This window comes from Streptomyces sp. NPDC007162 (assembly GCF_040634175.1).
GTDB lineage: Bacteria > Actinomycetota > Actinomycetes > Streptomycetales > Streptomycetaceae > Streptomyces.
In genome coordinates this window covers 1-10,514 of sequence record NZ_JBEYFC010000318.1, presented here as the reverse complement: position 1 = coordinate 10,514, position 10,514 = coordinate 1, and the positions used below count along the sequence as shown (strand labels likewise).

Genomic DNA, 10,514 nt, shown 5'->3' with positions numbered 1-10,514 from the left:
GCCCCCGGCCCCGCAGCCGACCCGAAACCCGAAGCAGGCGTCGACGCGGAGCCGGAAACCGTCAGAAAACCGGCAGCCGACCACCGGTCTGCACTTCGAGGACATCAGCAAGCTGCTGAAGGTCCTCTCCGGCCTTGTGGACAAGGGCAACACGGTCATCGTCATCGAGCACAACCTCGACGTGATCAAGACGGCGGACTGGGTCGTCGACATGGGTCCGGAGGGCGGCGCCGGCGGCGGACTCGTCGTCGCCGAGGGCACGCCCGAGGAGGTCGCCGGTGTCCCGGCCAGCCACACCGGCAAGTTCCTGCGCGAGGTTCTGGGCGCCGACCGCGTCAGCGACGCCAGCTCGGTGAAGGCTCCGCGCAAGGCGGCGGCGAAGAAGACGGTCGCTGCCAGGTCGACGGCGAAGAAGACGGCGACGGTCGCGACCGCCGACAACACAGCCGTGAAGAAGGCGGCCGGGGGCACGAAGAAGGCGGCGCCCGCGAAGAAGACGACGCGAGCCCGCAAGGCCTGACCCTCCGAATCACCGGATTCGACAAATCCAGAAATGTACGGCGCCCCGCGGGAACTTCCCGCGGGGCGCCGCACGTTGCACCATCAGCCGCCCGATCCCTGCGGCCACCACGGACCTTGACTCCTCAACAGCGCAACCAACCGGAGCAGCGGAACCGACGTCATCGGTCGAAGGCGCCGAACGTCCTTCAGCGGCTTGCGAGTTCGGCAGCGTACGGCGGCTCCGCGCCCGCCCGGGAACAGGTGATCGCGGCTGCCCGCGCCGCGAATCGCAGCAGCGTCGTCCAGCCGTCGGCGTCCAGTCCCCCAAGCGCCTCGGCGGACAGCGCGTCCTGAGCCGCAAGACCGTGCAGCAGGGCCGCGTTCACGGTGTCTCCGGCGCCGATCGTGTCCACGACGGCGACTTCCTCACCCGGGACGGAGTACACGGTGCCGTCAGGGGTGAAGGCGCTGAGACCGTCACCACCATGGGTGACCACGACCGCCGACGGCCCCGAGGCCAGCCACTCGTGCGGGGTGCCGCCCAGCCACAGCGCATCCTCCTCCGAGAGCTTGAGGAGCGTCACCGAGGGCAGCCAGCTCTTGAACCGAGCCCGGTAGGCGTCCGGATCGGGAATCAGAGCCGTCCGGATGTTCGGGTCGAGGGCGATGAACAGGCCCTGCCCGGCCGCGCCGCGCATCAGCTCCTCGTAGGCGCTCGCCCCCGGTTCCAGGGCGAGTGACAGAGTCCCGAAGGAGACCGCGCGGGTGGCGGCGGGGAGGGCGGCCGGGGCGGTGAAAAGACGGTCGGCCGTGCCGTCGACGTAGAAGGAGTAGGAGGCGGAGCCCTGTGGGTCGACGGTGGCGACCGCCAGGGTGGTCGGCTCCGCACCGCGCTCCACGAGGGAGACGTCCACCTCCGCCCGCCGCAGCCCGTCCAGCAGGGCCTCGCCGAACGTGTCGTTCGAGGCACGCGAGCAGAACGCGGTGGGGGAGCCCAGGCGGCCGAGCGCCACGGCCGTGTTGTAGGGGCCGCCGCCGAGCGCCGGCTGCAGGGCGGCGAGAGCGCCCGTGCCCCGCGGTACCAAGTCGATCAGCGCTTCACCGGCGACGACGATCACGAGAGGGTTCCTTTCCTGAGGTGCTCGGGGTGTTCGGGGTGCTCCGGACACCCGCACGAGGTGCGGTGCACGAAGGTGCAGGGGAGCCTTACGGTCCGGGCGGGCCGGTCGGGTGCGGCCAGTCGCTCCAGGAGCACCCGGACCGCCTCGGCACCGATCTCCCTGCTGGGCTGGGCGACGGCGGTGAGCCGGGGCGAGAACAGATCGGCCCAGGCGAAGTCGTCGAAGCAGCACAGGGCGATGTCGTCGGGCACCGAGCGATCGTGTGTGCGCAGGGCGCGCAGAGCGCCCATGGTCATCGCGTTGTTGGCGGTGACGAGCGCGGTGGGCGGCGCCGCGAGGGCCATCAGGACGGCGACGGCCCGCTCCGCTCCGGTGGACTCGGAGTTGCCGGAGACGATCAGGCGTTCGTCCGGGGCCAGTCCGGCGGTGGCAAGCCCCTGCCGGTACCCGGTGATCCGCTCGTCGGTGGTGCTCAGCCCGGGCAGTCCCGCGACCAGGCCGATCCGGCGGTGCCCCAGGGCGGCGAGGTGGGTGACGAGCCGGGCGGTCGGTCCGGTGTTCTCGGCGCAGACCTGGTCGAAGCGCGGGGCGAGGTCGGCGCGGCCGTCGATCACCCGGTCGAGGAGGACGGCCGGCACGGCGTGGCGGCCGAGGTAGGCGAGAAGTTCGCCCGGGGCGGCGGAAGGAGCGACGATCATGCCGTCGACGCGCCGCTCGTGCAGGAGCTGGACGACCTTGCGTTCGTGTTCGGGGTCGTCGTGGGGGTCGGCGATGAGCAGGCTGTAGCCGTGCTCCAGGGCGGCGGCCTCGACGCCCTGGAGGATCTCGGTGAAGTACGGGTTGCTGATCGCCGACACCGCGAGCCCGATGGACCGGGTGCGGGAGGTCACCAGGGAGCGGGCGAGAGTGTTCGGGGTGTAGCCCAGTTCCTCGATCGCGTCGAGGACGGCCTGACGGGTGTGCGGCAGCACCGGGCGGGTCTCGTTCAGCACATGGGAGACGGTCGCCACGGAGACACCGGCACTCCGCGCCACGTCGGCCATGGTGGGCATGGGTTCCCCTTCTCCGTTTCCCGCCCGGGCAGGGCGCCCGGGTTCACGCCGGGGCTGCCGCGGGCCTTCGGCCGGGAAGCTACCCCATCCGACCTCCCCGCGTAAACGCTTGCGCAAGCGTTTACGTCCTGCGGGGGCGAGCTGCGCTCCGGCGTCGACCCACCCCGAAGCGGGACAGACCCACCCAGGTATCGTCGCCCTGCACGATTCCGGGCGACCGTTCCGTGACGGTGCACACCGCTGCCGCGGTCCACCCCGGGTGACGCACACGCACGCACACCCGCGCAGGCCCGCCGTCCCACGCCACACCGCACGGCCCCCGACCCGGACCCGACCCCGACCCCTTGGAGCCCCTCATGACCGCCCGTCCCTCCGCGAGCCGTCGTACCGTCCTGCGCGGGACGGTGGCCGTACCCGTCGCCGGACTGGGACTGGCGGCCTGCTCGGCGCCCGGTGGGGGAGCCGCCGTGGACGCGACACCGACCGCGCCCGTCGACCTCGGCGCCGAGGGCGAGGTCGTCAAGGGTGGTGCCAAGCTCTACCGGGAGCACAACGTCGTCGTGAGCCGGTCCGGCGACGGCACTCTGAAGGCGTACAGCACGATCTGCACGCACGCGGGGTGCCCGATCGACAAGCTCCAGGGGAAGACGCTGGTCTGCCCGTGCCACGGCAGCGAGTTCGATGCCGTGACCGGGAAGGTGGTGCGGTCGCCGGCCACCGAGCCGCTCAGCGAACTGCCGGTCAAGGCGGCGAACGGCCGGATCGTGGCCGGGCCCGGCGCCTGAGACGGGGGATCCTCCCCGGGGCAGCTCGGCCGATCGGTTCAGGCCCAGTCCCAGCCGATGCCGAGCAGGCCCGGCCGTACCCGGGGCTCGACCAGGTGGACGGAGCGGTGCAGCCCGCTCAGCGGCAGGTTCTGCCGGGCGCTGCGCGGGGCCGCGGCCGAGTGCTGGGCGAACCGGTGACACCTGGTCGGCAGTGCGTCGGCGGCGAAGCGCACCTGGAGGGTGTACTGGCCGCCGGGAAAGCCGAAACCGCGCACGTACTCGCGGGAGACGCCGGCCGTGCCGTCCTCCACTCCGTAGCGGAAGAGGAAGGTGTCGCCGGAGCGCAACCGGGTGTCGAAGAGCAGCTCGGCCACGAGCAGGCCGGTCTCCTGGTCCGAACGGACGCGCCCCGTACGGCAGTTCTCCAGCGCGTGCACGCTCATGTGCTGCGGGGCACAGCCGGGGTCGCCGTGGTGGACGGCCACGAAGCGGTCGATGCCGTCCCGGTGGGCGCGCACGATGTGCTGCGACTCGCGGCCGGCCAGTTCACACCGGGCGCCGATCCGTACCCGCTCGTGGTGTCCCAGGGTGTGCAGGCCGCCGTCGAGGGACCAGCCGAGCTCGGCCTGGAGCCGGTCGACGACGTCGGAGGCCTCGACCAGTGAGCGGTAGGAGCGGGCCGCGGGACGGCGCACGGCAGAGCCCTGGTCGGTCTCGGCCAGGAGACGGATCAGGGACTCGTCCGGGAGCTGCAGGATCTCCTCCAGCGCGCGGACGGCCCGCAGCGACTCCGGGCGCTGGGGGCGGCGGGCGCCCTGCTGCCAGTAACTCAGGCTGGTGACGCCCACCTTGACCCCGTAACGCGACAGATGGTGCTGCACGCGCTGGAGCGGCAGCCCGCGGGCGGCGATCGCGGCGCGCAGTGCCACATGGAAGGGGCCGCCGCGCAGGACCGAGTCCAGTTCCGCGGTGGCGACGTCCGCGTGCTGTGTGCCGTGCCGCATGCAGGGGCCTTTCTCTTGGGGGTTCTCAACGGCTGGTCAGGCCGTCGGCGCGGTCCGGGGCCACCCCGTCGGTGCCGGGGTGGCCGCGCTGGGGTACGCCGCGTCCGCAGGCCGTCGCTCGCGGCCCCGAGTTCCCCCGCATTGAAGCGTGTTGACCAATCCCCGACAACACCTTGGGCCGGCCGAGGGCGTCCACCTGGCCGAGGTGAGACCCCGGCGCGGGCGGATCGAGCGGGCTTGGCGGTGCCGCGGGTGCCCGTCGGGCGAAGATCGTCCGAAGGAGAGGTGCCGAAAGGGAGGAGGAAGCCGCACACGCCCCGTCGCGACCGGCTCGGCGGCAGCACACAGGCCGTGCACGGGGCTCTGGCCGCCCTCTCGCACGCGCCGCAGCGGAACGGTTCCGCGGCGGCGCCGGCCTGGCCGATTGCAGGACCGAGACCGGCTTCCGGGCGGACCGGGACGACCCTCGACCGCGGACAGCGAGCAGACGTCACCGCACCGTCCCGGGCCCTCGTGATTACGCCGGTCAGGCATCCCGCCCGTCCAGGAGCCCAGGAGCCCAGGAGCCCAGGAGCCCGCCCCGCGCCCCTCCGGAGGGCCCGGACGGGCGCGGCACCCCGGCTCCCAGCCGTCCGGGACGCCTCCGCGGCCTGGCCTTCCCAGGCGGCCCGCCTGGGACCGCCGCTTCCGCCCTCCGGGTGCCCACAGGGCGTCGCGGTGTCGGTGCTCGCCAGTAGGGTGTGAGACATGGCCGACCCCTCCAGCTACCGCCCCAAGCCGGGACAGATCCCGGACTCTCCCGGGGTGTACAGGTTCCGTGACGAGCACCGCCGGGTGATCTACGTCGGAAAGGCGAAGAGCCTGCGCCAGCGCCTGGCGAACTACTTCCAGGACCTGGCGAGCCTGCACCCCCGTACCCGGACGATGGTCACCACCGCGGCGTCCGTGGAGTGGACCGTGGTGTCCACGGAGGTCGAGGCGCTCCAGCTGGAGTACTCCTGGATCAAGGAGTACGACCCCCGGTTCAACGTCAAGTACCGCGACGACAAGAGCTATCCGTACCTCGCGGTGACGATGAACGAGGAGTTCCCGCGCGTCCAGGTGATGCGCGGTCACAAGAAGAAGGGCGTGCGCTACTTCGGCCCGTACGGCCACGCCTGGGCCATCCGGGACACCGTCGACCTGCTGCTGCGCGTGTTCCCGGTGCGCACCTGCTCCGCCGGGGTGTTCAAGAACGCCACCCGCACCGGCCGCCCCTGTCTGCTCGGCTACATCGGCAAGTGCTCGGCCCCCTGCGTCGGCCGGATCGACCCCGAGGACCACCGCGAACTGGCCGACGAGTTCTGCGACTTCATGGCGGGCCGCACCGGCACCTACCTCCGCCGCCTGGAGAACCGGATGACGGAGGCGGCCGAGGAGATGGAGTACGAGCGGGCCGCCCGGCTCCGCGACGACATCGGGGCCCTGAAGAAGGCCATGGAGAAGAACGCGGTCGTGCTCGCCGACGCGACCGACGCCGACCTCGTCGCCGTCGCCGAGGACGAGCTGGAGGCGGCCGTCCAGATCTTCCATGTGCGCGGTGGACGGGTGCGCGGCCAGCGCGGCTGGGTCACGGACAAGGTGGAGGAGATCACCACCGCCGCTCTCGTCGAGCACGCCCTTCAGCAGCTCTACGGCGAGGAGACCGGGGACGCCGTTCCCAGGGAGGTGCTGGTCCCGGCTCTGCCCGACCCGCTGGAGCCGGTCCAGGAGTGGCTCACCGGCCGCCGCGGCTCGAACGTCTCGCTGCGGATTCCGCAGCGCGGTGACAAGAAGGCCCTGATGGAGACGGTGGCGCGCAACGCCCAGCAGGCGCTCGCCCTGCACAAGACCAAGCGCGCCTCCGACCTCACCACGCGTTCGCGCGCGCTGGAGGAGATCGCCGACGCCCTGGACCTGGACAGCGCCCCGCTGCGCATCGAGTGCTACGACATCTCCCACCTCCAGGGCGACGACGTGGTGGCCTCCATGGTCGTCTTCGAGGACGGCCTCCAGCGCAAGAACGAGTACCGCCGCTTCCAGATCAAGGGCTTCGCCGGGCAGGACGACGTGCGCTCCATGCACGAGGTGATCACCCGCCGCTTCCGCCGCTACCTCGCCGAGAAGGAGAAGACGGGCGAGTGGGCCGAGGAAGGCGACGCCGAAAGCCCCTTCACGGGCGCCGATGCCCCCGGGGGCGCCGACGTCCACCCCGACGGCGCCCCGGTCAACGGCTTCAAGGACGAGGACGGCCGCCCCAAGAAGTTCGCCTACCCGCCCCAGCTCGTGGTCGTCGACGGCGGCCGGCCGCAGGTCGCCGCCGCCAAGCGCGCACTCGACGAGCTCGGCATCGACGACATCGCCGTCTGCGGTCTCGCCAAGCGCCTCGAAGAGGTCTGGCTGCCCGAGGACGAGGACCCCGTGGTGCTGCCCCGCACCAGTGAGGGCCTCTACCTGCTCCAGCGCGTCCGCGACGAGGCGCACCGTTTCGCCATCACCTACCAGCGCACCAGGCGGGCCAAGCGGTTCCGCGCCGGCCCCCTGGACGACGTACCGGGCCTCGGCGAGACCCGCAAACAGGCGTTGCTCAAGCATTTCGGCTCGGTGAAGAAGCTGCGGTCCGCCACAATCGAACAGATCCAGGAAGTTCCCGGGATAGGCCGCAAGACGGCCGAGACCATCGCCGCGGCCCTCGCCCAGGCGGCCCCGGCCGCACCCGCCGTGAACACGGCGACGGGAGAGATCATGGATGACAGGGAAGACGAGGCGCCCGAGACGACGGCGGACGCCTCGGGGGAGCCCGTACCCGCGGGCGCCCCGGACGATCGACGGGGGCAGGAGAGATGACCGAGCGAGACGCACAGGGCACGGCCGGGCGAGATCCGGCGTTCGGCGAGACACAGGGCGAGCCCGAGGAAACGCACAGCGAGGCGCGCCGGGATCAGCCGCAGCAAGCGGAAGCGGTCCAGGAAAACGGAGCAGAAGTGAGCACGGACGTCACACCGGCCGGGGCCGCCGAGGCGGCCATCCCCGAGCTGGTGATCATCTCCGGCATGTCGGGAGCCGGTCGTTCGACGGCGGCGAAGTGTCTGGAGGACCTCGGCTGGTTCGTCGTCGACAACCTCCCGCCGGCCCTGATCCCGACCATGGTGGAGCTGGGTGCCCGCTCGCAGGGCAACGTGGCCCGGATCGCGGTCGTCGTGGACGTGCGCGGCCGGCGCTTCTTCGACAACCTGCGGGAGTCCCTCGCGGACCTCGACAGCCGGGGCGTCACCCGCCGGATCGTCTTCCTGGAGTCGTCCGACGACGCGCTGGTCCGCCGCTTCGAGTCGGTGCGCCGCCCGCATCCGCTCCAGGGAGACGGCCGGATCGTCGACGGCATCGCCGCCGAGCGGGAGCTGCTGCGCGAGCTGCGCGGTGACGCCGACCTGGTGATCGACACCTCCAGCCTCAACGTGCACGAGCTGCGCGCCAAGATGGACGCCCAGTTCGCCGGCGAGGAGGAGCCGGAGCTGCGGGCGACGGTGATGTCGTTCGGGTTCAAGTACGGCCTGCCGGTCGACGCCGACCTGGTGGCCGACATGCGGTTCCTGCCCAACCCGCACTGGGTTCCGGAGCTGCGCCCGTACACCGGGCTCAACGAGGAGGTGTCGGCGTACGTCTTCAACCAGCCGGGCGCCAAGGAGTTCCTCGACCGGTACGCCGAGCTGCTGCGGCTGATCGCGACCGGGTACCGGCGCGAGGGCAAGCGGTACGTGACCATCGCCATCGGCTGCACGGGCGGCAAGCACCGCTCGGTCGCCGTGTCGGAGAAGCTCGCCGCCCGTCTGGCCGCCGAGGGAGTGGAGACCGTAGTCGTGCACCGGGACATGGGGCGCGAGTGACCGGACGTTCTCCTCGGCTGGGCAGGCTGCGCCGGATGGTGCCGGAGAGCCGCGCGGGCCGCCCCGTCGAGGTCCGTGGCGCCCGGCCCCGCCGCCGGGGTACCCAGCCCAAGGTGGTCGCCCTGGGCGGTGGCATGGGCCTGTCCGCCTCGCTCGCCGCGCTGCGCCGGATCACCGGCGACCTCACCGCCGTCGTCACCGTCGCCGACGACGGGGGCTCCAGCGGGCGGCTCCGCGACGAGCTCGGTGTGCTCCCCCCGGGTGATCTTCGCAAGGCCCTCGCCGCGCTCTGCGGGGACGACGACTGGGGCCAGACCTGGGCCCGGGTCATCCAGCACCGCTTCCAGTCCAAGGGCGACCTGCACGAGCACGCGGTCGGCAACCTGCTGATCGTCGCCCTGTGGGAACAGCTCGGCGACCATGTCCAGGCCCTGGACCTGGTCGGCAAGCTGCTCGGCGCACACGGGCGGGTGCTGCCCATGTCCGCCGTGCCGCTGGAGCTGCAGGCACTGGTCAAGGGGCATGACCCACAGCGGCCGGACCAGGTGGACATCGTCCGGGGCCAGGCCACCGTGGCCCTGACACCGGGTGAGGTGCAGTCCGTGCACCTGGTGCCGCACGACCCGCCGGCCGTGCCGGAGGCCGTCGAGGCGGTGCTGGACGCGGACTGGGTGGTGCTCGGCCCCGGTTCCTGGTTCTCCTCGGTGATCCCGCACCTGCTCGTCCCGGAGCTGAGTGACGCGCTCACCGAGACGAAAGCCCGTAAGGTCCTGTCCCTGAACCTGGCACCGCAGCCGGGAGAAACCGAAGGCTTCTCCCCGCAGCGTCATTTGGAGGTTTTGGGGCGACACGCCCCTAAACTCGCCCTGGACGTGGTGCTGGCCGACGAGGCCGCCGTGCCCGACCGCGACTCGCTCACCGAAGCCGCCAAGCGGCTGGGAGCCGCGGTCGAGCTGGGCCCCGTGGCCCGGACCGACGGTTCACCCCGGCATGACCCGGAGCTGTTGGCCGCCGCGTACGACCGTATTTTTCGGATGCATGGAAGGATCGGCCCATGGCGATGACGGCAGCGGTGAAGGACGAGATCTCCCGGCTACCCGTCACCCGGACCTGCTGCCGGAAGGCTGAGGTCAGCGCCATTCTGCGGTTCGCGGGCGGCCTCCACCTGGTGAGCGGGCGCATCGTGATCGAGGCGGAACTGGACACCGCGATGGCCGCCCGGCGCCTCAAGCGGGACATCCTGGAGATCTTCGGCCACTCCTCCGAGCTGATCGTGATGGCGCCCGGCGGGCTGCGCCGCGGCTCGCGCTACGTCGTACGGGTGGTTGCCGGCGGTGACCAGCTGGCCCGCCAGACCGGGCTCGTGGACGGCCGGGGCCGGCCCATCCGGGGTCTGCCCCCGCAGGTGGTCTCCGGGGCCACCTGTGACGCCGAGGCGGCCTGGCGCGGCGCCTTCCTGGCGCACGGCTCGCTGACGGAGCCCGGCCGTTCCTCCTCCCTGGAGGTCACCTGCCCCGGCCCGGAGGCCGCCCTCGCGCTGGTCGGCGCGGCCCGTCGGCTGTCCATCGCGGCGAAGGCCCGTGAGGTGCGCGGGGTTGACCGGGTGGTCGTCCGTGACGGTGACGCGATCGGTGCCCTGCTGACGCGGCTCGGCGCGCACGAGTCGGTGCTGGCCTGGGAGGAGCGCCGGATGCGCCGCGAGGTGCGCGCCACCGCGAACCGCCTCGCCAACTTCGACGACGCCAACCTGCGCCGCTCCGCCCGCGCGGCCGTCGCCGCCGGCGCCCGGGTGCAGCGCGCCCTGGAGATCCTCGGTGACGAGGTCCCCGAGCATCTCGCCGCGGCCGGCCGGCTGCGCATGGAGCACAAGCAGGCCTCCCTGGAGGAACTGGGCGCGCTCGCCGATCCGCCGCTGACGAAGGACGCGGTGGCCGGCCGGATCCGCCGGCTGCTCGCGATGGCCGACAAGCGCGCCTCGGACCTGGGCATCCCGGGCACCGAGGCCAACCTCTCCGAGGAACTGGCAGACAACCTCGCGGTCTGAGACAGCGTCGAGCCGCCCGGTGCCGACGACCGATCGTGGTCGTCGGAGGTGTCCGAGTCGGCCATGATGTCCGCCCGTCGTAAAGGTCAGTGCCACCGCGGAGCATGCGACCGCGTACGACCC

At 72.2% G+C, this 10,514-nt stretch carries 8 protein-coding genes and 1 pseudogene; 6 read left to right on the top strand and 3 right to left on the bottom strand.

From position 1 onward, the window contains the following. Positions 1-520: pseudogene (locus ABZ646_RS30140) on the top strand (hypothetical protein); the annotation flags it as partial. Between the two features lie 187 nt (positions 521-707). Here ABZ646_RS30140 and ABZ646_RS30135 read toward each other — a convergent pair. Further along, entirely contained in the window at positions 708-1,619 is a 912-nt protein-coding gene (locus tag ABZ646_RS30135) for a carbohydrate kinase (RefSeq protein ID WP_360525620.1), read from the bottom strand. Further along, positions 1,616-2,674 (bottom strand): LacI family DNA-binding transcriptional regulator, encoded by a 1,059-nt coding sequence (locus ABZ646_RS30130; protein WP_360525617.1) that lies wholly within the window; start codon positions 2,672-2,674, stop codon positions 1,616-1,618. The genes ABZ646_RS30135 and ABZ646_RS30130 overlap by 4 nt, the downstream gene beginning before the upstream one ends. A 356-nt stretch (positions 2,675-3,030) precedes the next feature. Here ABZ646_RS30130 and ABZ646_RS30125 point away from each other — a divergent pair, with 356 nt between their 5' ends. After that, the gene (locus ABZ646_RS30125) at positions 3,031-3,459 is read left to right on the top strand and encodes a Rieske (2Fe-2S) protein (protein WP_360525614.1); all 429 of its coding nucleotides are present in this window, start codon (positions 3,031-3,033) and stop codon (positions 3,457-3,459) included. Positions 3,460-3,497: 38 nt separating this feature from the next. Here the strand turns inward: ABZ646_RS30125 and ABZ646_RS30120 are convergent, their stop codons facing one another. After that, on the bottom strand, positions 3,498-4,445 hold the full coding sequence (locus tag ABZ646_RS30120) for a hypothetical protein (RefSeq protein WP_360525611.1): 948 nt from the start codon (positions 4,443-4,445) through the stop codon (positions 3,498-3,500). 747 nt (positions 4,446-5,192) lie between these two features. Between ABZ646_RS30120 and uvrC the strand changes: the two genes are divergently transcribed. The 4 genes from uvrC to whiA are packed head-to-tail and all read left to right on the top strand — an operon-like array spanning position 5,193 to position 10,391. Further along, positions 5,193-7,310 (top strand): excinuclease ABC subunit UvrC, encoded by a 2,118-nt coding sequence (gene uvrC / locus ABZ646_RS30115; protein ID WP_360525608.1) that lies wholly within the window; start codon positions 5,193-5,195, stop codon positions 7,308-7,310. Then, complete coding sequence (rapZ, locus tag ABZ646_RS30110; RefSeq protein WP_360525604.1) at positions 7,307-8,347, top strand: RNase adapter RapZ; 1,041 nt, start codon at positions 7,307-7,309, stop codon at positions 8,345-8,347. The genes uvrC and rapZ overlap by 4 nt, the downstream gene beginning before the upstream one ends. After that, positions 8,344-9,411 carry a uridine diphosphate-N-acetylglucosamine-binding protein YvcK gene (yvcK, locus tag ABZ646_RS30105; protein ID WP_360525601.1) on the top strand — a complete coding sequence of 356 codons (1,068 nt, stop codon included), beginning with the start codon at positions 8,344-8,346 and terminating at the stop codon, positions 9,409-9,411. The genes rapZ and yvcK overlap by 4 nt, the downstream gene beginning before the upstream one ends. After that, a complete protein-coding gene (gene whiA / locus ABZ646_RS30100; RefSeq protein ID WP_132886120.1) occupies positions 9,402-10,391 on the top strand; it encodes a DNA-binding protein WhiA in 990 nt (329 codons plus the stop codon). Before yvcK ends, whiA begins: the two co-directional genes overlap by 10 nt. The last annotated feature ends 123 nt before the right edge of the window (positions 10,392-10,514 follow it).